Origin of the sequence: Pseudodesulfovibrio karagichevae (assembly GCF_041414475.1) — a bacterium.
Lineage (GTDB): Bacteria > Desulfobacterota > Desulfovibrionia > Desulfovibrionales > Desulfovibrionaceae > Pseudodesulfovibrio > Pseudodesulfovibrio karagichevae.
Map to the genome: position 1 here is coordinate 39,426 of NZ_JBGLYH010000015.1, position 23,595 is coordinate 63,020.

The following is a 23,595-nucleotide window of genomic DNA, read 5'->3' on the forward strand; positions in this document are numbered from 1 at the left end:
ACATACCGGCCCACCATTACCCCTCTTTGTGGATGTTGGCAATTATAGCCGAAAAAAGCCTGTCTCGTCCGACAGCGGCCGGAAAGGGAGAGGAAAGCGGCTATTCCTCGCGCTTGCGCAAGATGCGGATCGCCCGGCGCCTGCGGTAGCGGCGGATGGCGAACAGGGTCACGAAATAGGTGACGACCGTGGCCGGGATGCCGAAGGCCAGTCCGCCCGCGAACATCACGCCGAAGACCTTCCAGCCCGCGTGGATCATGTCCACCATGCGCAGCTTGTCCGGGTCGAAGGCCACGTCCTGGAAGGGGGTCACGGCCCGGCCTACCTCATAGAGGAAGTAGTAGAACGGCACCATGGTGAGCGCGTTGGAGTAGCAGGTGGCCAGCCAGGCGGCCAGCTTGTTGACCCTCAGGACAAAGGCCAGGGCGATGACCACCACGGACTGGAACGGGATGATCGGCAGCGCGCCGATGAACATGCCCAGCGCGCAGGCGGCGGCCAGGTTCTTGGGCGACGAATTCTGGCGCATGAGGCGCAGATACCAGTACCGCATCCAGCGCTTGGCGCCCTTCCACCTATCACGGAAGGACCTTCCGGGCGGCTTGTCCGATGGCGTTCGGCGGAGAGTCCTCTCGGTCAACGTTTACTCCAGGACATCAAAACGTGAAAACTTCATCAGGAACCCGGCGCGGCCCTGGGTGGCCGAGCGCAGGTCGGTGGAAAAGCCGAACAGCCTGCCCAGCGGGGCCAGCCCCTGGACGATCTTGAGCCCGTGCCGGTCGATCATGTTCTCGATCTTGGCCCCCTTGGAGCCGAGCAGGCCGACCACGTCGCCCACGAACTCCTCGGGTACGGAAATCTCCACCCACATGATCGGCTCCATGAGCTTGGGATCGGCGTTGGCCAGGGCCTCCTTCAGGGCCATGGCCGAGGCCATGCGATAGCCCACCGGGCTCGACTCGCCCTCGCGGCGCTCCAGGCCGAGCACGCGCACGCGGACGTTCTGCACCGGGTAGCCCCGGATGACGCCGCTCTGCAACCCGTCGGTGATGCCGTCCTGCACCGCTTCCAGCCAGGCGGCGGGCCAGGCCTCGGTGTCCACCTCAAAGGATACGGTCCGTTCCTTGTCGCGCGGCAACGGCTCCACGGAGAGCTCCACCGCGCCGAAATGCATGACCTCGCCCAGTTCGCGGCTGAACACGCCCTTGCCCGATCCCTTGGCGCCGATGGTCTCCTGATAGACCACCTGGGGTTTGCCCGCGCGGGGTTCGAGCTTGTACTCGCGCCCGAGCCGCTCCAGGACGACCTCCAGGTGCAGCTCGCCCATGCCGGACAGGATGATCTGGCCCGTGTCCTCGTCATGCTTGAGATCCAGGGTCGGGTCTTCCAGGAGATACTTTTCCAGGACCTCGTCGAGCTTGTCGCCCTCCTCGGTGTTGCGCGGCTCGATGGCCAGGGAGATGACCGGCTTGTAGTCCGCGATCTGCTCAAGCAGGACGGGCGCTCCCCTGTCGCACAGGGTGTCGCCGGTGCGGGCGTACTTCATGCCCGCCGCGGCCACCATGTCGCCCGCAAACGCCGCGTCGATCTTTTCCTTGCGGCCCGCGTGCAGCCGGAACAGCCGGGCCACGCGCTCGTCCTGGTCCTGGGTGACGTTGTACACGGTCCCGCCCGCCTCGATGCGGCCGGAATAGATGCGCATCATGGCCAGCTTGCGGCCGGAGTCCATGGCCACTTTGAAGACCAGGGCGGACAGGGGCTCCTTGGAGGAGACCTCGAAATGTTTCTTCTGGTGCGAGACCGGGTCCACGCCGGTTGCGGGCGGAACGTCCAGGGGGCTCGGCAGGTAACGGCAGACCGCGTCGAGCACCGGCTGCACGCCGATGTTCTTGAGCGCCGAACCGACCAGCACGGGCACGATCCGGCGCGCCAGGGTGGCCTTGCGCAGGGCCGCGTGGATCCTGTCGGCGGGCACGTCCTCGCCGGACAGGTACAGGTCGAGGATTTCCTCGTCCTCCTCGGCGGCGGCCTCGATGAGCTTCTCGCGCCAGGGCGAGAGCATGGCGGCCTGGTCCTCGTCGACCGGGGTGCGGGTGTAGGTCGCGCCGCTGTCCCCCTGGTCGAACTCAAGCCGCTCCATGGTCACCAGATCGAACACGCCGGAAAAATCCTGGCCCGCGCCGTCCGGATACTGGACGGCCAACGGATTGGCCCTGAGCTTCTGAACCATGGACTCGAGCACGGCCTCGAAGTCCGCGCCCAGCCGGTCCATCTTGTTGACGAAGGCCAGCTTGGGCACGTGGTAGGACTCGGACTGCCGCCAGACGGTCTCGGACTGCGGCTCCACGCCGCTGACCCCGCAGAACACGCCCACGGCCCCGTCGAGCACGCGCAGAGAGCGCTCCACCTCGATGGTGAAGTCCACGTGGCCCGGCGTGTCGATGATGTTGATCATGCACGGGTCCCACTGGCAGGTGGTCACGGCCGAGGTGATGGTGATGCCGCGCTCCTGTTCCTCGGGCATGAAGTCCATGGTGGCCGTGCCCTCATGGACCTCACCGATACGGTGGATCTTCCCGGAATAATAGAGAATCCGCTCGGTCAACGTGGTCTTCCCGGCATCGATGTGCGCGATGATGCCGATATTGCGGAGGTTGCCGAGAACCTTCGCCGAGGGGGCGTTGCTCTTGCTCACGATCAGTCTCCGATGGTCCAGGCGGTGCGATGAAAGAGGAAAAACTCGGGATGCAGCTCCGGCCAGACCCAGCACCCTTCCTGGCCAGGGCCCAGGACGAGCAGGGCGCGGCCCAGCGCGTCGCCGACGCGGTTGGCCGGAACGAAGGCCACGTCTTGGACCGCGTCCAGAAAGGCCGGGAATCCGCCGCCGCCCCGGACGAATCCGTCGGGCAGGGGGACGTCGGCCCCGAACGCGGTGAACGCGGTGTCGGGATGGATGAAGGCCAGGGCGTCGAGGTCGAAGGTTTCGCCGTCGTCCAGAAAGAGCGCGACGCTGCGGTCGAAAACCGGGCTGTGCACGGCCACCCTGCTCCGCCCTTGGCAGAGGCCGGGCCGTCCAGCGAGGTCGATGACCGCCCCGCTCGCCCCGGCATCGGCCAGGGCCTCGAGCAGGCCCTGAAGGCCCTCCCTGGTCAGGTCGGCCACCAGCTCCTGCCCGGCCAGTTCCATGGCCGTGAGCAGCGGGTGCGCCCAGTCTCCCCCGCCGTCCACGCGGACGGCCAGGATGTTTTGCACGCCGCAGGCCATGGCGGGCACCAGGGCGGCCAGCAGCCGGGCCGGGGAAGCGAAGGTCCCGTCGAACAGGACCAGGGCGAAATCCACGGGCGCGGACCGACGGACCGACGCGAACCCGCCACGCCAACGCTCGGCGACCTCGCGGGCCGTGTCCTTGCGCGGGCCGTACCAGTCATACAGCCGGGCGATGCCGGTCTTCATCAGGGCGCGTTCCCCGTCCGTGGACTCCTCGTAGGCCGCCGCGAACAGGGCGTCGTCCACCAGGGACTCGCCAATCAGATCGGACAGGGACAATGCGGAATCGGGCATGGGAACGGCCGGATGTTGAAGGATTGGACGGGGCCTAGAGCCACTGCTTGAGCCAGAGCTTCCAACTCCCCTGGATGCGCTCGCGCTCGCCCTCGGACAGGGTCTTCTGGTACTCGAAGTAGGAATACTCGGCACGCTTGATGGCGTAGTCGCGCAGGTCGGCGATGTCCGAAAAATTCTCCACCACGTACTGATACCGGTGCCACGCCGGGCCGAACTGGTCCGTGCGCCAGAAGAAGTCGGCCACGAATATCTCGTGCTCCGCCAGGATGCGGCGGCTCTTGAGGATCATTTCCTTGGCGGGCGCGACATACTCGGACTTCGGGTAGGTCTCCACCAGCCGGTAGAGGTATTCCAGCCCCTCCTTGATGTTCTCCTGCCGCCTGTCGATGGTCTTGAACATGGACACGTCGGTTTTGGCAATCTGATAGAGCACGTAGGGGATGTTCTCATTGCTGGGGTGCAGGGCCTCGAACTCCTTGTACGAATCCAGGGCGTGCAAGTAGTCCTCGTCCATGAAATAGGCGTCGCCCAGGGCCAGTTCGCCCTTGAGGGAGTACGGACTGAACGGGAAGCGGTCCTTGAGTTTCGAGAAGTAATCCTGGGCGTCCCCGTATTCCTTCTGGTCCATGGCCGCCATACCCGCCTCGTACAGCTCCTGGGCCGTATCCTCGGGCGGAGGCAGAAAATAGCTGTCGATCCAGATGCACCCAGAAAGGGACAACAGGACGACGACAAGGACGGGGGCCAATATTCGACGCATGGGGACTCCTAGTCCAATTTCTCAAGATAGGAAAAGGCGGCGGTGGCGGCGGTCGCCCCGTCGCCCACGGCGGAGGCAACCTGACGGCACTGCTTGGCCCGGATGTCGCCGGCGGCGAAGATGCCGGGTACGTTGGTGCACATTTCCACGTCGGTCACGACCCCGTTGGGCACCATCTCGATGTCCTTGGGAACGAAGTCGATGATCGGTTCGAACCCGACGAAGATGAAGACGCCGTCGAGATCCAGCCGGGACTGCTCGCCGTTGCAGACGTCGCGCAGGGCCAGGGCCTCCACGTCGCTGCCGCCGATGATCTCGTCCACCACCTTGTTGCGGATGACCTTGATCTTCTCGTGGGCGAAGCACTTGTTCTGGTAGCAGATGTGGCCGCGGAAATCCTCGCGCCGGTGGATGAGGTAGACCTTGTCGACCAGGCGGGCCAGGTACAGGGCCTCCTCGAGGGCGGAGTTGCCGCCGCCGATGACGGCCACGTCGCGGCCGCGGAAGAAGTTGCCGTCGCACAGGGCGCAATAGGACACGCCCCGGCCGAGCAGTCGCTCCTCGCCGGGCACGCCGAGCTTGCGGTAGCGGGAGCCGGTGGCCAGCACAACGGCCTTGGCCCGTACCTCCTCGCCGCCCACCACAAGGGTGTGCCAGGGGGAGCCGACCTTGATTTCACGGACTTCGTCGTTGATCCGGTGAAGGTCATAGTCCTCAAGGTGGTTGGCGAACTTGTCGGCCAGCTCCCACCCCTGGAGCCCCTTGGGAAAACCGGGGTAATTCTCGATCTCCGAGGTCATCAGAACCTGCCCGCCGGGGGACAGCTTCTCGGCCATGGCGGTCTTCACTCCGGCCCGTAAAAGATAAAGGGCAGCCGTCATTCCTGCCGGGCCGCCCCCTATGACTACGGCGTCATAAGATTTCATCGATTACAGCGCCTTTTTCGTGATCATTTCCTTGATGCTGCTCTTGGAAACGGCACCGGTGGACTGGTCGACGACTTCGCCGCCCTTGAACAGAATCAGGGTGGGGATGGCGCGAATACCGTACTTGCCGGGAGTGGCGGAGTTTTCGTCTACATTCATCTTGACGATTTTGACCTGACCGTCGAATTCCTCGGCCAGCTCGTCGATGACGGGACCCATGGCGCGGCAGGGACCGCACCAAGGCGCCCAGAAATCGATGAGGACCGGAATATCACTCTGCAGAACGTCCTGCTCAAAACTACCGTCGGTGATCTGGTTCGCCATGAAGTTCTCCTTTTTTTACTCGGCCAGCGGCCTTTGTATTCTCGGGGTCCGGCAGCGCCGGCGCGGCGCCATGCCGCAATTGTTTTCGCAATTTATTTAAAATAGGTCCGCATGTACCCTACTGTCAAGGAGTGGCGGGAATTTTAACGCCTGTCACGCCCGCTCGGGCACCCTCTCCCAGTCCAGCGGAACGATACGCCCGCGGGGTATCGCTTCGAGTTCAAGGCCGTGCCGATACCCGGCCTTGGCGAGCAGCCAACCCGCATGGGCGATCATGGCGCCGTTGTCCGTGCAGAGGGACAATCCGGGCAGGGTCAGCTTGAGCCCGCTGCCCTCGGCCACGCTCCGCATGGCCTCGCGCACGCCCGTGTTGGCGGCCACGCCACCGGCCACGATCAGGCTCCTGACCTTGCCGACCTGATTCAGGGCGCGCTCCACCTTGATGCGCAGGGTGTCGGCCACGCTCCAGTTGAAGGAGGCGCAGACGCGGGCCAGGGCGGCCCGCCGCCCCGCAGGCAGATCGGCCACGGCCTGCGGATCGGCCATGGTCTCGAAGACCAGCTCCGGGTGGTCGGCCACGTAATGGGCCACGGCGGTCTTGAGCCCGCTGAAGCTGAAATCCAGGGTCGGATTTTCGATGTACGGCCGGGGAAACATCCCCGTGTCCGGCTCGGCCTCCCGGGCAAGTTCGTCAATGTAACGCCCGCCCGGATAGGGAAAATTCATCATCTTCGCCGTCTTGTCGAAAGCCTCTCCGGCGGCGTCGTCCAGGGTGCGTCCGAGCAGCGTGAACTCCGTGGGCGACTCGACCAGATAGATGTGGGTGTGCCCACCCGAGACGAGCAGCCCCAGGGCCGGGAATTCGAGCTCCCCTTCCAGCCCGGGCGCGAGCAGGTGCGCCCAGAGATGGTTGACCCCGATCAGGGGAGCGCCGGACGCCAGGCTCAACCCCTTGGCGAAGCTCACGCCCACCAGCAGGCTGCCGAGCAGGCCGGGGCCGCGCGCCACGGCCACGCCGTCCAGGTCCCCGGCATCCAGGCCGATCCCGCGCATGAGCTCCCGGTAGAGCCGGGGCAGGACGCGCAGGTGCTCCCTGGACGCGATCTCCGGGACCACGCCGCCGAACAGGGCGTGCGTGTCCACCTGGGTGGCCAGCTTTTCGCCCAGAAGGCGGCCGTCGCGCACCAGGGCCACGGCGGTTTCATCGCAGGAGGTCTCGATACCGAGGATGAGCATCAGCGGTTCTTCTTTCTCCGGGATTCGGATTCGAAGATTTCCTGGACCACCTGGACGTCGTTGCGCGAACCGCAGAAAAAGGGAATGCGCTGATGCAGGTGGTCGGGCTCGATGTCCATGACCCGGTTGACGCCGTCCACGGCCATGCCGCCCGCCTGTTCGGCGAGGAAAGCCATGGGGTTGCACTCGCAGGTCAGGCGCAGCTTGCCCGTGGGCTTCTTGGGGTCGCGCAGGTCGGCGGGGTACATGAAGATGCCCCCGTAGAGCAGGTTGCGGTGGAAATCCGCCACCAGGGAGCCGATGTACCGGCCGGAATACGGCTTGCGCAGGGCGTTCTTGGGCGACTTGAAATAGGCCAGGGCCTTCTTGGTGTGGCGGTCCCAGTAGCGCTCGTACCCCTCGTTGACCGAGTAGATCTTGCCCTGCTCCGGGATGCGGATGTTCGGGTGCGAGAGCAGGAATTCTCCCACGCTCGGGTCCAGGGTGAAGCCGTGCACGCCGTCGCCGCAGGTGAAGACCAGCATGGTCGAGGAACCGTAGAGCACGTAGCCCGCGGCCACCTGCTCGCTGCCCTTCTGCAGCACGTCGCTGGACATCAGCGCGGCGTCCGGGTCGCTCTTGCGCTTGAAGATGGAAAAGATGGTCCCGATGTTGACGTTGACGTCGATGTTGGAGGAGCCGTCCAGGGGGTCGAAAATGATGATGTATTCGCCGCGCGGCAGGGACTCTGGCACCTCGATGATGTCCGCGTTCTCCTCGCTGGCCATGGCGCAGAGCACGCCCGACCGGGCCAGCCGGTGGATGAGGATGCGGTTGGCGTACTCGTCGAGCTTCTTGACCTCCTCGCCCTGGACGTTGACGTCGCCCGTGAAGCCGAGGATGTCCACCAGCCCCGCCTTGTTGACGGCGCGTCCGATGATCTTGGCGGAAAGCACGAGCTCATTGAAAAGTCGCGTGAACTGACCGGTCGCACCCGGCACCATCTTCTGGTGCAGCAGGATGTGCTCGGTAACGGTTACCTGTTGCGACATTTGCTTGCCTCCCCGTTGATTTTGAGCCCCTAGAATGGCCACCAGCTTCCCTCTGCGTTAGGGTCGACGCTCTCTGTAGCGTAAACATACTGGTCCTTGCCCACGTAGCGGGTCAACCAGGTATAGTACCGATTGCCGACACGAACCTGCCCGTCAACCTCGCTCTTGAGCTTGTCCTCCCAGTCCACGGCCAACAGTCCCTTCTTGTCCACGTCCGCGCCCAGGGTCCAGACGTTGTGCCCGGGGTGGATGACGATCAGGGCCTTGGGGTCCGGGCACAGGCGCATGAGCGAACGGGGGTCGAACCCCACGCCGATCAGCCCGCCGAACTTGATGTCGTCGAAATAGGGCCGCCCGATGTACATCTCGGGACCGAGGTCGGAGTAGTCCACCACGGTCAGCAGGCTGACCTGCCGCCAGACCCCTTCGAAGACCAGCGGCTTGCTGATGCGCTTCACCGGGAGCTCGGGCTGCATGAAGATGATGGTCCCCTCCTCGTCCGTGACCAGGACCCGGTCGACCCACGGGAAGCGGGCCATGAGCAGGTCGAGCCAGTCGATGCCGGGCATGGTGTCCGTGTCGTTCACGAACCGGATCAGGGAGGTCAGCGGACCGTCAACCGGGGAGATGAGCTTGGCCAGCTTCTCCTGGTTGGGGTTGGTGAACTGGTAGCTGTCGGTGTCGATGACCGGTGGCGGATCCATTAGTTCACGCGTGCTATGCCAGGTTTCCTTGGTATATTCGGCGGTGGTGTCCCACACGCCGCAGCCGCCGAGCAAGGCGACGGCGGCCAGAATGATCAAAAATAGGTATCGCATATTCCCGCTTTCATGCATGGACGCCCCGCGAGGCGGAGACGTCCCTTACAGGTTCGCTAACTCTGGACCCGGGCTTCGAACCTGGCGGCCAGGGTTTCGAGCGTGCTGATCAACCGGTTCTTGGCGTGCACGCTGAAGGCGTCCGCCTCCCCGCCCGGCCCGTCGCCGTCCCGGTTGCGCTCCAACTGCACGATCCGATCCTGCAGTTCCGCGCGCCGTTCGTCGGACACGGTTGATTGCAACAAATCCCGGTAGATTTCAAGTGCGCCCTCCACGTCCCCCTGGGAGGCCAGCAGGTCGGCCATGGTCTTGGTCCGGAAGGAGCCGGTGCCCGGCCGGAAGTCCGGACGCCCGCCCTCCTCGTCGAAATGGGGCCGCTCGCGTTCGGGCAGCCTGAAGGGCGGCGGACAGTCCACCGGGGGCGGCAGGGGCGCGCCCACCAGCCGGGCGGCCAGGGTGCCGATGCCCTCAAAGACCACGTCGGTCCACTTGATGGTGTCGCCGGAAAGGTTGGAGGCCACCAGCATCAGGAAGACGGCCAGGTCGCGCTGTTCCGGGGGCAGGCTCCGGGCCCAGCCGCGCCAGAACGCGGGATAGTCGCGCAGGGGATTGATGACCCGCTCCAACTGCTCGTGGACCTCGGCCTCGCGGTCGAGCTCGGTCAGCAGCTCCACCAGGAGCATGCGCGCCTCGAGGTAATCAGGATGCCTGTCCAGTCCCTGGCGCAGCGTCTTGACCGCGTCCTCGGGCTGCCCGTTCTCCACGAACAGCTTGGCCAGAGGAAAGAACACCCTGGAACCGGGTTCCAAGGAGAGAACTTCCTGGTACCATTCAATTTTCTTGCACATCGGCGGTTTCTCCGCGAGGTTGGACCTTCTCATCCGGGAATATGTATAACAATTCGTCCTTCTTGACAAAATTCATCTTTTCTCGAATGACCTTCTCCTGGTAGCCCTTGTCCGACTTGAGCTTGCGGATCTCCTGGCTCAGGTCCAGGCTCCGGGCGTCCACGGTCTCGATCTTCTGACGCAGGACCTCGTAGCGGTTCTTCAGCTCCAGATAGGCGAACACCCCCTGGTCGCTCCAAATCAACCTGGTCAACAGGAAAAGGTTGATGGCCACGAGCAGCGCCACGAATATCAATCTGCCGCGCATGGTTACTGAAGCCTGCGCTCCGCCAGCGCCCGGGACTTGCGGCGCGACAGCGGCCCCTGCAACTCCCTGAGGAAGTTCGACGTCGCGGTTTCGATGCGCTCCACGTCCGACTCGCTCAACTCGACCTCGTCGATTTTTTCGAGGAACGACTTGAGCACGGCGAATTCGTCCAAAAGGGAGTGGCCGTTTTCCAACTGCTCCAGCTGTGACTCGAGATCGAGAATGGTCTGGAGGCAGTTGGTAATGCGGACAAGATGTTTGACCGAGCTGGAATCCGACATAGGTATCTCTCAGAAATGTTTGTCTCTTTGCTTATTAACCCTTTTTCCGAGATCTTGTACAGTTATGCTGTACCAAAAACTACCATGTTACAATACCCCTGTCATCCCTGAAATTCCCCAGTGGAGACAAGCGGTTGTCACACGGAAAACCGTAACCGCCGACTACGGTCTCGATTTTTTCTAGACTCGTCCGGCGCGTTCCGCGCCGGCGTCCCGAGCCCCCCTGCCGCCCGATCAGCCCTCGGAGGTGCCGATCCACTTCCTGTAGAAGTTGTACAGGTAGTGCCCGCCCGAAACCACGGTCAGGACGAGCGCGACGTACAGCAGCACGATGCCCGTGGGGCGCGGGTCCCAGCCGAACAGCGGGTAGTGGAAGATCAGAAACCCCAGGGACAGGGACTGGGTCAGGGTCTTGAGCTTGCCCAGCCTGTCCGCGGCCACCACTTCGCCCATCTCGGCGGCGATGGCGCGCATGCCGGTTACGGCCAGCTCGCGGCAGATGATGATGATCACCACCCAGGCGGGCACGCCCCACCCCGGTCCGAGCCGGACCAGCATGATCAGGGCGGACCCGATGAGCAGCTTGTCGGCCAGGGGGTCGAGGAACTTGCCCAGGTTGGTGATGGTGTTCTGTTCGCGGGCGATCTTGCCGTCGAAATAGTCCGTGACGCAGGCCAGAAAATACAGGCCGAAGGCGAAGTAGGAGCCGAACTTGAACTGGAACCACATCTCGAAATAGAGCAGCAGCACGATGAAGGGCGCCGCCAGTATCCGGGCCATGGTCAGACAATTGGGAAGATTGAAAACTTTCTTCTTGTCCATCGTTCCCGCCTTACGTGTTTGTGGTCGAGGCCGCCTCAAGACTGCTCTGGGCGGCCGCCGCGATGGTGCCCGCCAATTCGATGAACGCGCGTTTGGCAAAGGATTCCTCTTCCAGCAGGACCACCGGGACGCCCAGGTCGCCCGCCACCACCGTGGCCGGGTCCAGGGGGATGGCCCCGAGGAAGTCCAGGCCGTACTTCTCGGCCAGGTCCTTGCCGCCGCCCTTCTTGAACAGGTCGATGGCCTGGTGGCAGTGCGGGCAGACCAGCCCGCTCATGTTCTCCACCACCCCGAGGATCGGGGCCTTGGCGTATTGAAGGAAATTGATGGACTTGCGCACATCGGACAGGGACACCTCCTGGGGCGTGGTGACCACCACGGACAGGGCGTCCGGGATGGTCTTGAGCACGGTCATGGGCTCGTCGCCGGTGCCTGGAGGGGAGTCGACCACCAGAAAGTCCAGTTCGCCCCACTGCACGTCGGAGATGAACTGGCGGATGGCCGAGGTCTTCATGGGGCCGCGCCAGAGCACGGCCTGATCCGGGTCCTTGAGCAGGGACTCCATGGAGACCACATGGAGGTTCTCGTTGTATTCCTTGGGGATGATCAGGGAGCCCCGGTCGGTCTCCAGGGTGCCGGAGATGCCGAGCAGGGTCGGCACCGAGGGGCCGTGGATGTCCACGTCGAGCAGGCCGACCTTGTAGCCCTTGGCCGCCAGGGCCGCGGCCACGTTGACCGAGACCGAACTCTTGCCCACTCCGCCCTTGCCGCTCATGATGAACAGCTTGTACTTGATCTTTTCCAGGGTGGACTTGATCATCTCGTCCTGGATCTGCATCTTGGCGCTCGGCTTGCCGCCGCCCCCGCCTCCGCAGGAGCCGGAACTGCATTCACTCATATCCGTTTCTCTCTTTATCTGTCTCTCCCAAAGGGAGACCCTATTCATTTCACGCGGTTCGAAAGCCGCTCCAGGACAACCACGACGAGCACCCCCAGGACAAACAGCCCCAAAGCCAGGGCCACTTCCCCGCTGAAGCCGTCGGGGAGGACGTTCTGCGTCCTCAAGACCCGTATCTTCCCACGAATGACCGCCGATTCCAAGACTTCTTTCCAGGGCCAGACTTTTCGCAGGGCCCCGATCATGAATCCGGTCAACACGCTCACCGTGGCCGCGTGCCAGCGGTTGAGTAGGAAATGCAACACCCTGGAGAACAGGACGATGCCCACCACCGCCCCGGCGGCGAAGGCCGCGATGACCACGAAATTATCCCACAGGAACGGATTCTTGAGGGTCCGCGTCACGTATTCGTACTTGCCCAGCATGAGCAGGAGGAAGGCCCCGCTGATGCCCGGCAGTATCATGGCGCAGATGGCGATGGCCCCGCACAGAAAGATGAAGGACAGGGTCTCGGGCGTGGACACCGGGATCATGCCCACCAGAAGATAGCTGCCCACGGCCCCGAGCAGGACGAAGCCCAGGTTCACGGCGCTCAAGGGCTTGATCTCCCGCCCGACCACGAAGATGGAGGCCGCGATGAGCCCGAAGAACAGGGACCATATCTCCACCGGGCGGTTGTTGAGCATGTAGTTCATGACCCCGGCCATGGTCACGATGGCGGTCAGGATGCCGAACAGCAGACAGGCCAGGAAGCGGGCGTGCACCTCGGCCAGGGCGCCCTTCAGGTCCAGGCGCAGCAGCCTGCGCACGAAGAGGAAATCGAAGGAGCGGATGGCGTCCACCAGCTGGGAGTAGATGCCGGTGATGAAGGCGATGGTCCCCCCGGAAACGCCGGGGATGATGTCCGCCCCGCCCATGCACAACCCCTTGAGCCAGAGCATGGCGGCCTCGCGCGGAGTCCGCGGGCCGGGGCTGGCCATGAAGGCCGCCCTGAAATTCGTTCCGTTTCCGCTCACGCCGCCCTCCCGCTACCAGCCATGGCTGCCCACCAGGTCCACGAAGGCCACACCGCCCTTGTCCTCGCGGGTGACCTGGCCGTCCTTCTTCTCCACCAGGACCAGGGTCTGGCTGCGCTTGGAGCCGCCCACCGGAATGAGCATGCGGCCGGGGTCGGCCAGCTGGTCCACCAGCGGGCCGGGCACCTCGGGGCCGCCCGCCGTGACGATGATCCGGTCGAACGGGGCCTCATCGGGCCAGCCCATGGTCCCATCGTCCAGCTTGAGCTTGACCGAGAACATGCGCATGTCCATGAACCGCTTGCGCGCCGCGTGGAAGAGCTTCTTGATGCGCTCCACGGTGTAGACCTCGGCCCCCATGTGAGCCAGGACGGCCGCCTGGTAGCCGGACCCGGTGCCGATCTCGAGCACCTTCATGCCCGGTTCCACCTGCAGCAGTTCGGACATCAAAGCCACGATGTAGGGCTGGGAGATGGTCTGCCCCTCGCCGATGGGCAGCGGCCCGTCGCTGTAGGCCTTGTAGGCCAGGGCCTCCTCTACGAAAACATGGCGCGGCAGTTCGCGCATGGCCGCAAGCACGCGTTCGTCCGTCACGCCGCGCGCCTGAATCTGGTCGCGCACCATGCGCTCCCTGAGCCTTACCGGGTCAACCATCGTCTCTCCTGGGAATACGGCGTTCCATGAACGAAAACACCTGCGGGATGCTGAACAGATTTTACCCTCCAAGTCAACTCGGGGGGCAAGAAATAACCGGAAAGGGAGCAGAAATCTTGACACATTTCCCCCAGTGGCGGAAAGTAAAGGTAGACCTAGGAGGACCTATGCTGAAGGTAAGAGATCTCATGTCGTCGCCCGTCTTCTCCCTCAGGGAGAACGACTCGCTGCACAGCGCGCGGGAACTCATGGACCTGCAACGCATCCGCCACATTCCCATCGTCACCGTGGACAACGTCTTCAGCGGGCTCATCACCCACCGGGACATCCTGTCGGCGACCATCTCCAAACTGGCCGATCTCGACCCCGAGACGCAGAAGGAGATCGACTCCGGCATCCCCATTCACGAGATCATGCGCGCGGACATCACGTCGGTCGCGCCGGACACCTCCCTCAAGGACGCCGCCCGGCTCCTGCTGAACAACAAGTACGGGTGCCTGCCCGTGGTCGAGGGCGGAGGCCTGGTCGGCATCGTCACCGAAGCCGACTTCCTGCGCCTGACCATCAACCTGATGGAAGGGCTGGAACAGGACAGCTGACCCCGACCCGATCCGAACCCGAAGCCGCATCCCCAGGGGTGCGGTTTTTTTGGGTTTCCACCATTCCCGAATCCCGCCCCAGCTTCCAGGGCGCCGACTTTTCCCCATCTCCCCTTGTGTCCTGCCATAGAGTATTATAGAAATACTCTAGATTTAATCACACAGGAAGTACCATGAACAAAGACACCAGCCTGACCAAAAAGAAAAGCGGCGGCAAACTCCCTCTGGGGGGCATGCTCGCCATCATCGCCCTCCTGGCCCTCTGCGCCGGGGCCTTCATGATTTTTCGCGACACCACCCCCCCGGTGGTGGCCATCGGCCCGGACACGGGCCAGCTCGGCAAGGGGTCCGTCGTGACCGTCAAGGTGGATGACCCCGGCAGCGGCCTGAAGTCCCTGGAGATCTACGCCGTCCAGGGCGACAAGCGCATCCCCCTGACCGCCAAGACCTACCCCGGCGGCATCCTCCAGGTCCAGGAGGACATCCCCCTGGACTCCGGGACCTTGCGGGAAGGACAGTTCACCATCGAGGTCACAGCCCGCGACTCATCCCTCTACCCCTTCGGGCAGGCGGGCACGAGCAAGGCCCAAAAGACCTACGCCCTGGACCTGACCCCGCCGCGCATCTACGTGGAATCCCCGGTCAACAACCTGAACCAGGGCGGGGCCGGGCTGATGCTCTACGCCCTGAGCGAAGAGGCGGCCAAGACCGGCATCCAGGTGGGCGAGCGGTTCTTCCCGGCCTACCTGCAGCCGGGCAACGCGGGCAAGTACCTCTACTACTGCATGTTCGCCCACCCGTGGGACGTGCCGGTCAAGGACTTCCAGCCGTTCATCGTCGCCTCGGACGCGGCCGGGAACAGCGCCAAACGGTCCTTCAACTACCACACCAACCCGCGCGAGTTCCGGCATGACAAGATCGGCCTGTCCGACAGCTTCATGGAGCAGACCATCCCGGAATTCCAGGGGCTCATCCCCGCCAATCTGGGCTCGCTGATCGACCAGTACCTGTACATCAACAACACCATCCGCAAGGAGAACCGGGCCAGGCTGGTGGAATTCAGCCGCCAGACCAGCCCGACCATGCTCTGGTCCGGCCCGTTCGTGCGCCTGCCCAACGCGGCCAACCGGGCGCGCTTCGCCGACGCCCGCGACTACATGTACCAGGGCAAGAAGGTGGATCACCAGACCCACCTCGGCCTGGACCTGGCCAGCATCCAGCACGCGCCGGTTCCGGCGGGCAACGACGGCCGGGTGGTCTTCGCCGACTTCCTGGGCATCTACGGCAATGTGGTCGTCCTGGACCACGGACTGGGGCTGCAATCCCTCTATGCTCACCTCTCGTCTATCGCCGTGCATCCCGGCGACCTGGTCGAAAAGGGCCAGATCATCGCTCACACAGGGTCAACCGGCCTGGCGGGCGGCGACCACCTGCACTACGGCATCACCGTGGGCGGCGTGCCCACCCAGCCCATCGAATGGTGGGACGGGACCTGGATCAAGCACAACATCACCTCGAAAATCCAGTAATACCGGAAACAAAGCGGCCCGCCTCGAGCGGGCCGCCTCGTTTTCGGGCACCTTTTTTCCGGACCGATTCCTGCATGTCTTTCCCGGGCGGCAATCCTTTCCCCCGGGAGACGACATGAACATATCCACCGATCCGACCACCTGGCCCGACACGACAGCGGCCACCCGGCTGCTGACCCGGTCGCGGAACATCTCGACCGTGAACGAGGAGGCCAAAGAGGCCGACGCGGACGAGATCGAAGGCTCGCCCTTCACCTTCCAGAAGGAGCTCTCGCCCGAGGAACAGGCGCGGGTGGAGTTCCTGCAGAACCTCCTGGCCCAGACCCTGGCCATGGCCGAGGGCAACCCCACCGACGAGCAGAAGACGCGCATCCGGGACATCGAGAACGAGCTGGAGAAGATCACCGGCGTCAAGATGCGTTCCCGCATCTCGAACATGACGGCCAAGATGCCCGGCAAGACCGACAGGAAGAAGGAGAAGGAGGAGGAAAGGGAGCGGGAGCTGAACTACCAGACCAAGGGCATCGACCCCGAGGAGGCGGTGCACAACAACAAGTCGTTCACGAGCAAGGGCGACAACCCGGGCATGCAGATGCTCCGCAACAACGCCCTGTACACCGCCATCGGCTCCCTGGACCTGTCGGGCATGAAACTGGCCGGAAGCTAGTCCAGGACCGAAGCCACCTTTTCCGCGCCCGCCAGTATCTCGTCCCGGTCGCGCAGCCCGTCGACGAACCGCTTCGGAATACCCCGCAAGCCGGCCCGCGCCCCGGAAAGCGCTCCGGTCAGGCAGGCGCGGGCCATGTTGTTGCCCCCGCCGTTGACGGCCGTGAGCACGGCGGTCTCGAAGTCGTTGAACCGGCTGGACAGCCAGTAGGCCGCCGGGACCATGAAGCCGAGCTGGCAGGCCAGTCCGTATATCCGGGCGATGCTCTCCGGCGGGTCCACCATGATGTCCTGGTCGACCGCCGCCTCGTGCACCAGGCCGGGCTGGAGGAAGACGTCGATGAGCGCCCGGTCCACTTCCTTCTGGGCCCAGCCCATGAGCGACTTGCCGGACTTCTCCAGCGTCTTGCCCCGGATCAGGCGGCACACGGCCAGGATGAAGGCCAGGGACTGCGCGGCCACGAACGGCTCCGCATGGGTCAGGCGGATGTTCGCCACGGCGTGGGCGGCCAGCCCGCGCGGGTCGTCGGCGTAGCGCGCGGCCAGCATGACCCCGCGCACGGCGGCCTCGCCCGAATCGGACAGCCCGGCGGCCTCGGACCACGGCTTGCCCTCCCGGCGGGCCTGCCAGATCTCGCGCATGGCGATGTCCGTATACCGGCCGCCCTGCGGCGTACCGTCGATGGTTTTGAGGAATTCGTCCAGTCTGGCCGTGAAGTCGGCCTCGTCGTATTCGCCCTTCTCCGCCAGGGAGGCCAGCAGGAGCAGGGACACCTGCCCTGTCTGGGATACGTCCCCGGCCTTGCAGCCGTCGTGGTAGCGCCCGGCCTTGGGCGGCCGGTAGTCCGTGATCCAGTCGCCGTAGTCGGCGCGCAGTTCGTCCAGGTCGTAATACCAGTGCGGGCCCAGTCCCAGGGCGTCGCCGACGTACATGCCGACTATCGCGCCCATGGCGCGTTCCTTTCTCGTCAATTCACTCATGATGGACCTCCAGGTTCCCTTCAGCCTACACGAAAAAAGCCGGACGGCAATAGTACCGTCCGGCTTTCTTTTCCGATTCGAATGAAGGCGGCTACTGGCGGGCGGGCCGCTGGAACTCCTCCTTGAGGAGGCAGGCCGCGACCGGGGCCTCGCCGTGGTTGCGCACCCAGACGTTCCTGGAGTCGCCCTCCAGCGCCCTGTCGATGACCTGGTCCATGGTCTTGACCGGGATCACTTCGAGGTCCTTGAGGATGTCCTTGGGCACGTCCTGCAGGTTCTTCTCGTTCTCCGCCGGGATGAGCACGGTCTTGATCAGCCCGCGATGGGCCGCCAGGAGCTTCTCGCGCAGCCCGCCGATGGGCAGGACGCGGCCGCGCAGGGTGATCTCGCCGGTCATGGCCAGATCGTTGCGCACCGGGATGTTCAGCAGCGCGGAGATGAGCGCCGTGGTCAGGGTGACGCCCGCGGACGGACCGTCCTTGGGGGTGGCTCCGTCCGGCACGTGGATGTGGATGTCCACGAGCTTGTAGAAGTCGGGCTTCAGGCCCAGCAGGTCGGACCGGGAGCGGATGTAGGACACGGCCGCCCGCGCGGACTCCTGCATGACGTCGCCGAGCTTGCCGGTGATCTCCACCTTGCCCTTGCCGGGCATGAGGACCACTTCCACCAGCAGCATCTCGCCGCCGAGCTGGGTCCAGGCCAGGCCGTTGCACACGCCCACCTGGGCCTCCTCCTCGCGCTCGCCGTAGGTGTACTTGGTCACGCCGAGTATCTTCTGCAGGCTCTGCTTGGAGATCAGGATGGACTTGTCGCGGTCGTGGTCCTCCACGATCTTCATGGCGGACTTGCGGCAGATAGAGGCGATCTCGCGCTCCAGGTTGCGCACGCCCGCTTCCTTGGTGTAATAGCGGACCACGTCCAGGATGGCGTTGTCCGAGACCTTCAGGTTCTCGGGCTTGAGGCCGTGCTGCTTGATCTGCTTGGGCAGCAGGAACCCCTTGGCGATCTCCACCTTCTCGGTCTCCAGGTAGCCGGGCAGCCGGATGATCTCCATCCGGTCCTGCAGCGGCAGCGGAATGCCTTCCAGGCTGTTGGCCGTGGTGATGAAGAACACCTTGGACAGGTCGTAGTCCAGGTCCAGGTAGTGGTCGTTGAAGGCGTAGTTCTGTTCCGGGTCCAGCACTTCGAGCAGGGCCGCGGACGGGTCGCCCCGGAAGTCGGCGGACATCTTGTCCACCTCGTCCAGGCAGATGACCGGGTTGTTGAACTTCACCCGCTTGAGCGACTGGATGATCTTGCCGGGCATGGCCCCCACGTAGGTGCGCCGGTGGCCGCGGATCTCGGCCTCGTCGCGCACGCCGCCCAGGGACAGCCGCAGGAACTCGCGGTCCATGGACCGGGCGATGGACCGGGCGATGGACGTCTTGCCCACGCCGGGAGGGCCGACGAAGCAGAGGATGGGGCCCTTCATGGTCTCCACCAGGGTCTGCACGGCCAGATATTCGAGGATGCGTTCCTTGGGCTTCTCCAGGCCGTAGTGATCCTCGTCGAGGATGGCCCGGGCCTGCTTGATGTCAACGTCCTTGTCGTCCTTGATGTTGTCCCAGGGCAGGTCGAGCACCCAGTCGATGTAGTTGCGGACCACGGTGTACTCCGCACTGGACGACTGCATGGTCCGCATCTTCTTGATTTCCTTGCGGACGCGCTCGCGGTTCTCGTCGGACATGGGCTTGGCGTCCAGCTGGGCCTCCAGCTCCTGCGCCTCGGCCTGCGGATCGTCGTCGCGGCCCATCTCCTTGTTGATGGCCTTGACCTGCTCGTTGAGATAGTACTCCCGCTGGTTCTTCTCCATCTGGTCCTTGACGCGCCCCTTGACGCGCTTCTCTATGGAGACGATCTCGATCTCGCCGAGCAGCAGCTCGTAGACGCGTTCGAGACGGCGGTTGGGGTCGAGCTCTTCGAGGATCTCCTGCTTGCGGGAGAAGTCGATCTTGAGGTGCGGCATGATCTGGTCGGCGAGCTGGCCCGCGTCCTTGATGGTGGACATGGCCAGGATGGCCTCGGGGGCCACCTTCTTGTTGACCTTGCCGAACTCCTCAAGCGAATCCTGGACCGCGCGGATAAGGGCCTTGCCTTCGGCGGTCTCCTCCCCGGCCTCGTCCAGGACCCGGAACCGGGCCTTGGGATAGTCCCCTTCCTCTTCGGCATAGGGGATCATGTCGACGTCGGGGTCCCAGGCGGCGCGGGCCACGCCCTCGAACAGCACCTTGATGGTGCCGTCGGGCAGCCGGAGCATCTGCAGGATCTTGCTGACCGTACCGACCCGGTAGAGGTCGCCCGCTTCGGGGTGCTCCTTTTCCGGACTCTTCTGGGTGACCAGGAAAATCTGCTTGCCGTAGTCGGCGACCGCGGTCTCTATGGCCTTGATGGAGGCCTCGCGCCCCACGAAGAGCGGGACGATGGATTTCGGGAACATCACCACTTCCCTCAACGACATCATCGGGAGGGTCATGGGATCAGGGGATTTCTTGCCGTCGAAACTGAATGTCGGCATTGATTCCTCCGAGGGTTAAAATAAGGCGGCCCCCCGGATCAGGGGGTATGGGCACCGCCGATGCACAACAAGTAAGGCCCGCGGGCGGAATGTCAATGAGAACTTCCCTACGCGGACTTTACTTCCTGGTGGTACATCAAAAGCGGATCCATGTCCTTCTCGACCACGGCGGCGTTGATCACGCATTCGCGCACGTCGGGCATGGCCGGAAGCTTGTACATGATCTCGAGCATGGTGCTTTCCAGCACGTTGCGCAGGCCGCGCGCGCCGGTCTTGCGCTCGATGGCCTTCTTGGCGATGGCCCGCAGCGCGTTCTCGGTGAAGGTCAGCTCCACCTTGTCCAGCTCGAAGAGCTTGCGGTACTGCTTGATGAGCGCGTTCTTGGGCTGGGTCAGGATGCGCACCAGATCGTCCTCGGTCAGCTCCTCCAGGGCGGTCTGCACCGGGATGCGGCCGACGAACTCGGGGATCAGGCCGAACTTGATCAGGTCCATGGGCTCGGACAGCGCGAACAGCTCGCCCAGGTCCATTTCCTTCTTGGCCTCGACCTTGGCGCCGAAGCCCATGCCGGAACCCTGCTTGCGCTGCTGCACGATCTTGTCCAGGCCGATGAAGGCGCCGCCCAGGATGAACAGGATGTTCGAGGTATCCATGCGGATGAACTCCTGCTGGGGGTGCTTGCGCCCGCCCTTGGGCGGGATGTTGGCCTCGGTGCCCTCGATGATCTTGAGCAGGGCCTGCTGCACGCCCTCGCCGGATACGTCGCGGGTGATGGACGGCGAATCGCCCTTGCGGGCCACCTTGTCGATCTCGTCGATATAGATGATGCCGCGCGAGGCCGCGTCGATGTCGTAGTCCGCATTCTGGAGCAGCTGCACAAGGATGTTTTCCACGTCCTCGCCCACGTAGCCCGCCTCGGTCAGGGTGGTGGCGTCCGCGATGGCGAACGGCACCTTGAGCACCCGGGCCAGGGTCTGGGCCAGGAGCGTCTTGCCCGAGCCGGTAGGGCCGATGAGCAGGATGTTGGACTTGTCGATCTCGACGTCGTCGGCGCCGGCGTTGGCGGCGGCGTAGAAAACGCGCTTGTAGTGGTTGTGCACGGCCACGGACAGGATCTTCTTGGCCTGTTCCTGACCGATGACGTACTGGTCCAGCAGTTCCTTGATCTCCTGCGGAGGGAGCAGACGGCCATCCTCGAATTCCTCGCTGATGGTCTCCTGGGCCATGATGTCGTTGCACAGGGCAACGCATTCATCGCAGATGTATACGTCCGGCCCGGCTATGAGCCGTTGCACCTCCGCCTGGGTCTTGCTGCAGAACGAGCAGCACAGGTCGGATGAATTGTTCTTCTTGTCGGTCGTCATGGCGATTAACCTTTGATGCTTTCGTCCACGTCCGCCCTCGACGTCATGACCTTGTCGATGAGTCCGTACTCAAGGGCTTCCTGGGACGACATGAAATAGTCGCGGTCGGTGTCCGCGGTGATCTTCTCGATGGACTGGCCCGTGTGGTGGGCCATGATCCCGTTGAGCTCATCCTTCATGCGCAGGATTTCCCTGGCATGGATGGAGATGTCCGAAGCCTGGCCCTGCGCGCCGCCCAGCGGCTGGTGGATCAGGATGCGGCTGTGCGGCAGGGCGTAGCGCATGCCCTTCTCTCCCGCGCAGAGCAGCAGGGAGGCCATGCTGGCCGCCTGGCCCAGGCACAGGGTTGCCACCGGCGCGGAGATGTACTGCATGGTGTCGTAGATGGCCATGCCGGAGGTGACCACGCCGCCCGGCGAGTTGATGTACATGTAGATTTCCTTTTCCGGGTCTTCGGACTCCAGGAACAGGAGCTGGGCGCAGATCAGGCTGGCCACGTGATCGTCGATGGCGGTGCCGAGCAGTATGATCCGGTCTTTCAGAAGCCGGGAATAGATGTCGTACGCGCGCTCCGTACGACCGGTTGTTTCGATGACCATCGGAATGGCGACCATGTATGTCTCCTTGAAGGCTCTTGGGCGGTTTATCGGATGTCCGGAGGGGAAACGTTAGCCCTCACGCACCCTTAATCGGGCGTACAACACCCGTATCCACTCAGTTTTACGTCATTCAGTATGAGATATTTCCCCTGTAAGGACAAGGGGAAACTTACCCCGCTACCGGAACCAAATAGGCATCCGGAGGGCAAGGTCAAGGGCGGGTGCAAAAAAACGGCGGCCCGGAAGCTCCCGGACCGCCGCTTGTCTTCAATCGGTGCTCAGGGCTAGGCCTGTTCGGCCTCGAACTTGTCGGCGCGCTCCTGGAGCTTGGCCAGGGAGTACCCCTTGGCGGTGGTCTCCTTGAGGCCCAGGTTGGCCACGGCCCATTCCACGGCCTCGGCCTTGTCCGTGAACTGGATGCCGCCGGATTTCGTCTCACCGGCGTCCTCGGTCTTCTCGGCCGGAGCCTTCTTGGCGGCGCCGGCGGTGGGCGACGCGATCAGCTTGACCTCGGCGGAGTCGTAGATGAGCTCGGAGGCCTTGTCGCACAGCAGACGATCCTTGAGGGGCACGATGAGGTTGTTGTCCTCATAGTACTTCTTCAGCTCGTGCAGGGGCTGGCGGGACTGCATGGCCAGCTGGGACAGGGTGGCCTCGATCTCCTCGGGGGAGATTTCCAGCCCTTCCTCTGCGGCCACGGCCAGCAGGAATATCTCGGACTTGACCGAGGCTTCGGCCTCGGGACGGAAGCCCTCGCGCAGCTCCTCCGGGGTCTTGCCCAGGGACTGGAAGCCCTTGCCCTGGCGGTCCAGGCGGTATTCCAGGTCCTTGAGCAGGCGGTCGATGCGGTCCTCGACCATGGCCGGCGGCAGCGGGAATTCCTCGATGCTGCCGATGATGTTGTTCAGCAGCTCGTTCTGGGCCGCGGACTTGTTCATCTGCTTGCGCTGGGAGGCGTAGGACTCACGGATGCCGGTACGCATGGTCTCGACGTCCTTGAAACCGGCTTTCTGGGCCACGGCGTCGGTCATCTCGGGCTTGATGCGCTCCTTGACCGCGTGCAGCTTGGCCTTCATGGTCACGGTCTTGCCGGCCAGGTTCTCGTTGATGAAATCGGCCGGGAAGGTGATGTCGGTCTCGCCGGATTCGCCGGAGCTCAGAGTCTTGATCATGTCTTCGAACTCGGGCAGGGCCTGGTTCTGGCCCAGGACCAGGTCGAAGTTCTCGGCCTGGATGCCCTCGACGATCTGGCCGTCGCGGTAGGCGCCGAAGCTCACGGAGGCGACCTCGCCGTCCTTGGGCGGACGGACGTCGGCGATGACCTTGACCTCGGCGTTGTTCTCGAGGATGCGGCCCTCGACTTCGGCGATCTCCTCGTCGGACACGACCACGTCCACTTCCTCGATCTTCAGCCCCTTGTACTGGGGCAGGTCGAGCTTGGGCGCGACCTCGAATTCGATGGAGTACTTGAAATCTTCGTCGCGGACCAGCTCCTCGGCATCGACGTCGATGCGGGACATGGGCTGCATGGTCAGACCGCTCAGGATTTCGTTGATCTGGTAGTTGATCAGATCGGTGGTCGCTTCGCCGTAGACCTGCTTGTGAAACTTGGACTCGATGATCGAGGACGGCACCTTGCCCTTGCGGAAGCCCTTGACGTCGGCCTGCATGCGATACAGGGCGATGGTGGCGGAGATGGCGGCGTTGACCTCTTCTGCGGGGACCTCGACGGTGATCTTGCGTTTCACCGGGGAGAGTTCTTCAACATTGTATTCCATGAAACGTATCCTCCTCAAACGCCTGGGCAGGCGCGTAAAT

At 63.9% G+C, this 23,595-nt stretch carries 24 protein-coding genes; 3 read left to right on the forward strand and 21 right to left on the reverse strand.

Translation table 11 applies throughout. From position 1 onward, the window contains the following. Nucleotides 1-100: 100 nt before the first annotated feature. From AB6M95_RS07360 to AB6M95_RS07435, 16 genes are all read right to left on the reverse strand, one after another. Nucleotides 101-553, reverse strand: a complete 453-nt coding sequence (locus tag AB6M95_RS07360; RefSeq protein ID WP_371386093.1) for a DUF2062 domain-containing protein — start codon at nucleotides 551-553, stop codon at nucleotides 101-103. 90 nt (nucleotides 554-643) lie between these two features. Continuing rightward, nucleotides 644-2,695, reverse strand: coding sequence for an elongation factor G (gene fusA, locus AB6M95_RS07365; RefSeq protein WP_371386094.1), 2,052 nt, complete (start codon nucleotides 2,693-2,695; stop codon nucleotides 644-646). Nucleotides 2,696-2,697: 2 nt separating this feature from the next. Then, nucleotides 2,698-3,561, reverse strand: coding sequence for a hypothetical protein (locus tag AB6M95_RS07370; RefSeq protein ID WP_371386095.1), 864 nt, complete (start codon nucleotides 3,559-3,561; stop codon nucleotides 2,698-2,700). A gap of 34 nt (nucleotides 3,562-3,595) precedes the next feature. Next, nucleotides 3,596-4,324 carry an outer membrane protein assembly factor BamD gene (locus AB6M95_RS07375; RefSeq protein ID WP_371386096.1) on the reverse strand — a complete coding sequence of 243 codons (729 nt, stop codon included), beginning with the start codon at nucleotides 4,322-4,324 and terminating at the stop codon, nucleotides 3,596-3,598. 8 nt (nucleotides 4,325-4,332) lie between these two features. Then, nucleotides 4,333-5,250, reverse strand: a complete 918-nt coding sequence (gene trxB / locus AB6M95_RS07380; protein WP_371386097.1) for a thioredoxin-disulfide reductase — start codon at nucleotides 5,248-5,250, stop codon at nucleotides 4,333-4,335. A 3-nt stretch (nucleotides 5,251-5,253) separates the two neighbouring features. Beyond that, nucleotides 5,254-5,574: a thioredoxin gene (gene trxA, locus AB6M95_RS07385; protein ID WP_071547203.1), complete on the reverse strand. Its 321-nt coding sequence runs from the start codon at nucleotides 5,572-5,574 to the stop codon at nucleotides 5,254-5,256. A 153-nt stretch (nucleotides 5,575-5,727) separates the two neighbouring features. Next, on the reverse strand, nucleotides 5,728-6,810 hold the full coding sequence (tsaD, locus tag AB6M95_RS07390) for a tRNA (adenosine(37)-N6)-threonylcarbamoyltransferase complex transferase subunit TsaD (protein WP_371386098.1): 1,083 nt from the start codon (nucleotides 6,808-6,810) through the stop codon (nucleotides 5,728-5,730). After that, nucleotides 6,810-7,841 carry a class 1 fructose-bisphosphatase gene (fbp, locus tag AB6M95_RS07395; RefSeq protein ID WP_319584583.1) on the reverse strand — a complete coding sequence of 344 codons (1,032 nt, stop codon included), beginning with the start codon at nucleotides 7,839-7,841 and terminating at the stop codon, nucleotides 6,810-6,812. The genes tsaD and fbp overlap by 1 nt, the downstream gene beginning before the upstream one ends. A gap of 29 nt (nucleotides 7,842-7,870) precedes the next feature. Next, nucleotides 7,871-8,659 carry a hypothetical protein gene (locus tag AB6M95_RS07400; protein ID WP_371386099.1) on the reverse strand — a complete coding sequence of 263 codons (789 nt, stop codon included), beginning with the start codon at nucleotides 8,657-8,659 and terminating at the stop codon, nucleotides 7,871-7,873. 56 nt (nucleotides 8,660-8,715) lie between these two features. Continuing rightward, nucleotides 8,716-9,507: a tetratricopeptide repeat protein gene (locus AB6M95_RS07405; RefSeq protein ID WP_371386100.1), complete on the reverse strand. Its 792-nt coding sequence runs from the start codon at nucleotides 9,505-9,507 to the stop codon at nucleotides 8,716-8,718. Further along, on the reverse strand, nucleotides 9,491-9,814 hold the full coding sequence (locus tag AB6M95_RS07410) for an FtsB family cell division protein (RefSeq protein WP_371386101.1): 324 nt from the start codon (nucleotides 9,812-9,814) through the stop codon (nucleotides 9,491-9,493). The genes AB6M95_RS07405 and AB6M95_RS07410 overlap by 17 nt, the downstream gene beginning before the upstream one ends. Nucleotides 9,815-9,816: 2 nt before the next feature. Beyond that, on the reverse strand, nucleotides 9,817-10,095 hold the full coding sequence (locus tag AB6M95_RS07415; protein WP_371386102.1) for a hypothetical protein: 279 nt from the start codon (nucleotides 10,093-10,095) through the stop codon (nucleotides 9,817-9,819). Nucleotides 10,096-10,329: 234 nt separating this feature from the next. Beyond that, nucleotides 10,330-10,917: a CDP-diacylglycerol--glycerol-3-phosphate 3-phosphatidyltransferase gene (pgsA, locus tag AB6M95_RS07420; protein WP_371386103.1), complete on the reverse strand. Its 588-nt coding sequence runs from the start codon at nucleotides 10,915-10,917 to the stop codon at nucleotides 10,330-10,332. 10 nt (nucleotides 10,918-10,927) lie between these two features. Then, nucleotides 10,928-11,815, reverse strand: coding sequence for a P-loop NTPase (locus AB6M95_RS07425; protein ID WP_371386104.1), 888 nt, complete (start codon nucleotides 11,813-11,815; stop codon nucleotides 10,928-10,930). Between the two features lie 44 nt (nucleotides 11,816-11,859). Next, entirely contained in the window at nucleotides 11,860-12,831 is a 972-nt protein-coding gene (locus AB6M95_RS07430; protein ID WP_371386105.1) for a DUF368 domain-containing protein, read from the reverse strand. A 12-nt stretch (nucleotides 12,832-12,843) separates the two neighbouring features. Then, nucleotides 12,844-13,485 (reverse strand): protein-L-isoaspartate(D-aspartate) O-methyltransferase, encoded by a 642-nt coding sequence (locus AB6M95_RS07435; RefSeq protein WP_371386106.1) that lies wholly within the window; start codon nucleotides 13,483-13,485, stop codon nucleotides 12,844-12,846. A 167-nt stretch (nucleotides 13,486-13,652) separates the two neighbouring features. On the opposite strand from AB6M95_RS07435, the gene AB6M95_RS07440 reads away from it, so the two are divergent. The 3 genes from AB6M95_RS07440 to AB6M95_RS07450 all read left to right on the forward strand — a co-directional run bounded on the left by AB6M95_RS07440 (nucleotide 13,653) and on the right by AB6M95_RS07450 (nucleotide 16,280). Continuing rightward, nucleotides 13,653-14,084: a CBS domain-containing protein gene (locus tag AB6M95_RS07440; RefSeq protein WP_371386107.1), complete on the forward strand. Its 432-nt coding sequence runs from the start codon at nucleotides 13,653-13,655 to the stop codon at nucleotides 14,082-14,084. Between the two features lie 173 nt (nucleotides 14,085-14,257). Next, entirely contained in the window at nucleotides 14,258-15,613 is a 1,356-nt protein-coding gene (locus AB6M95_RS07445; RefSeq protein WP_371386108.1) for a M23 family metallopeptidase, read from the forward strand. A 115-nt stretch (nucleotides 15,614-15,728) separates the two neighbouring features. After that, nucleotides 15,729-16,280: a hypothetical protein gene (locus AB6M95_RS07450; protein WP_371386109.1), complete on the forward strand. Its 552-nt coding sequence runs from the start codon at nucleotides 15,729-15,731 to the stop codon at nucleotides 16,278-16,280. On the opposite strand, the gene AB6M95_RS07455 is transcribed toward AB6M95_RS07450, so the two are convergent. From AB6M95_RS07455 to tig, 5 genes are all read right to left on the reverse strand, one after another. Beyond that, nucleotides 16,277-17,260, reverse strand: coding sequence for an ADP-ribosylglycohydrolase family protein (locus AB6M95_RS07455; protein WP_371386110.1), 984 nt, complete (start codon nucleotides 17,258-17,260; stop codon nucleotides 16,277-16,279). The genes AB6M95_RS07450 and AB6M95_RS07455 overlap by 4 nt on opposite strands. Before the next feature lie 91 nt (nucleotides 17,261-17,351). Then, entirely contained in the window at nucleotides 17,352-19,814 is a 2,463-nt protein-coding gene (gene lon / locus AB6M95_RS07460; RefSeq protein ID WP_371386111.1) for an endopeptidase La, read from the reverse strand. Nucleotides 19,815-19,921: 107 nt separating this feature from the next. After that, entirely contained in the window at nucleotides 19,922-21,178 is a 1,257-nt protein-coding gene (clpX, locus tag AB6M95_RS07465) for an ATP-dependent Clp protease ATP-binding subunit ClpX (protein WP_371386112.1), read from the reverse strand. Between the two features lie 5 nt (nucleotides 21,179-21,183). After that, nucleotides 21,184-21,792, reverse strand: coding sequence for an ATP-dependent Clp endopeptidase proteolytic subunit ClpP (gene clpP / locus AB6M95_RS07470; RefSeq protein WP_371386113.1), 609 nt, complete (start codon nucleotides 21,790-21,792; stop codon nucleotides 21,184-21,186). Between the two features lie 269 nt (nucleotides 21,793-22,061). Then, nucleotides 22,062-23,555, reverse strand: coding sequence for a trigger factor (gene tig, locus AB6M95_RS07475; RefSeq protein ID WP_371386114.1), 1,494 nt, complete (start codon nucleotides 23,553-23,555; stop codon nucleotides 22,062-22,064). Nucleotides 23,556-23,595 lie beyond the last annotated feature (40 nt).

Excerpts from the sequence above, each read along its gene's own strand:
- AB6M95_RS07360 (WP_371386093.1), bottom strand. The coding sequence starts at position 553 with ATGCGGTACTGGTATCTGCGCCTCATGCGCCAGAATTCGTCGCCCAAG.
- AB6M95_RS07370 (WP_371386095.1), bottom strand. The coding sequence starts at position 3,561 with ATGCCCGATTCCGCATTGTCCCTGTCCGATCTGATTGGCGAGTCCCTG.
- AB6M95_RS07375 (WP_371386096.1), bottom strand. The coding sequence starts at position 4,324 with ATGCGTCGAATATTGGCCCCCGTCCTTGTCGTCGTCCTGTTGTCCCTT.
- trxB (WP_371386097.1), bottom strand. The coding sequence starts at position 5,250 with ATGAAATCTTATGACGCCGTAGTCATAGGGGGCGGCCCGGCAGGAATG.
- trxA (WP_071547203.1), bottom strand. The coding sequence starts at position 5,574 with ATGGCGAACCAGATCACCGACGGTAGTTTTGAGCAGGACGTTCTGCAG.
- tsaD (WP_371386098.1), bottom strand. The coding sequence starts at position 6,810 with ATGCTCATCCTCGGTATCGAGACCTCCTGCGATGAAACCGCCGTGGCC.
- fbp (WP_319584583.1), bottom strand. The coding sequence starts at position 7,841 with ATGTCGCAACAGGTAACCGTTACCGAGCACATCCTGCTGCACCAGAAG.
- AB6M95_RS07400 (WP_371386099.1), bottom strand. The coding sequence starts at position 8,659 with ATGCGATACCTATTTTTGATCATTCTGGCCGCCGTCGCCTTGCTCGGC.
- AB6M95_RS07405 (WP_371386100.1), bottom strand. The coding sequence starts at position 9,507 with ATGTGCAAGAAAATTGAATGGTACCAGGAAGTTCTCTCCTTGGAACCC.
- AB6M95_RS07410 (WP_371386101.1), bottom strand. The coding sequence starts at position 9,814 with ATGCGCGGCAGATTGATATTCGTGGCGCTGCTCGTGGCCATCAACCTT.
- AB6M95_RS07415 (WP_371386102.1), bottom strand. The coding sequence starts at position 10,095 with ATGTCGGATTCCAGCTCGGTCAAACATCTTGTCCGCATTACCAACTGC.
- pgsA (WP_371386103.1), bottom strand. The coding sequence starts at position 10,917 with ATGGACAAGAAGAAAGTTTTCAATCTTCCCAATTGTCTGACCATGGCC.
- AB6M95_RS07425 (WP_371386104.1), bottom strand. The coding sequence starts at position 11,815 with ATGAGTGAATGCAGTTCCGGCTCCTGCGGAGGCGGGGGCGGCGGCAAG.
- AB6M95_RS07435 (WP_371386106.1), bottom strand. The coding sequence starts at position 13,485 with ATGGTTGACCCGGTAAGGCTCAGGGAGCGCATGGTGCGCGACCAGATT.
- AB6M95_RS07440 (WP_371386107.1), top strand. The coding sequence starts at position 13,653 with ATGCTGAAGGTAAGAGATCTCATGTCGTCGCCCGTCTTCTCCCTCAGG.
- AB6M95_RS07445 (WP_371386108.1), top strand. The coding sequence starts at position 14,258 with ATGAACAAAGACACCAGCCTGACCAAAAAGAAAAGCGGCGGCAAACTC.
- AB6M95_RS07450 (WP_371386109.1), top strand. The coding sequence starts at position 15,729 with ATGAACATATCCACCGATCCGACCACCTGGCCCGACACGACAGCGGCC.
- AB6M95_RS07455 (WP_371386110.1), bottom strand. The coding sequence starts at position 17,260 with ATGAGTGAATTGACGAGAAAGGAACGCGCCATGGGCGCGATAGTCGGC.
- lon (WP_371386111.1), bottom strand. The coding sequence starts at position 19,814 with ATGCCGACATTCAGTTTCGACGGCAAGAAATCCCCTGATCCCATGACC.
- clpX (WP_371386112.1), bottom strand. The coding sequence starts at position 21,178 with ATGACGACCGACAAGAAGAACAATTCATCCGACCTGTGCTGCTCGTTC.
- clpP (WP_371386113.1), bottom strand. The coding sequence starts at position 21,792 with ATGGTCGCCATTCCGATGGTCATCGAAACAACCGGTCGTACGGAGCGC.
- tig (WP_371386114.1), bottom strand. The coding sequence starts at position 23,555 with ATGGAATACAATGTTGAAGAACTCTCCCCGGTGAAACGCAAGATCACC.